This is a genomic window from Paraburkholderia sp. SIMBA_027 (genome assembly GCF_046535315.1).
In the GTDB taxonomy this organism is placed as follows: Bacteria; Pseudomonadota; Gammaproteobacteria; order Burkholderiales; family Burkholderiaceae; genus Paraburkholderia; species Paraburkholderia tropica.
The window spans coordinates 1-265 of the sequence record NZ_JAWRWY010000786.1; the positions used below are offsets into that span (position 1 = coordinate 1).

The window sequence follows — 265 nt, forward strand, 5'->3', positions numbered from 1 at the left end:
CTTGACGTTTTTCATGGCCTGCTCGGCCTGAGCCCGCGGATCGCCGAGCCCGATCAGGTTGCCCTCGAAATCCGTGCCCACCTGTCCGCGCACGTAGACGGTGTTGCCGGCCCGCAGGGCCAGACAGAGGTCGTTATCCAGCGATTGGTTCGGGTACGTCTCCCTGGTGTTGAACATGCGGATGCGGGTGTGTGTAGGTTGGTTCATCATGCGCCTTGATCGTAGTGAGAGAATTCCGTCCAGCCCGATGAAGAGGAAGCCCGAC

1 protein-coding gene is annotated in these 265 nt (G+C 60.8%); it reads right to left on the reverse strand.

What is annotated here, in order from left to right:
* On the reverse strand, positions 1 to 207 hold a 207-nt coding region (locus SB764_RS41200; RefSeq protein ID WP_410866925.1), incomplete at its 3' end, for a RidA family protein.
* Positions 208 to 265: the final 58 nt, after the last annotated feature.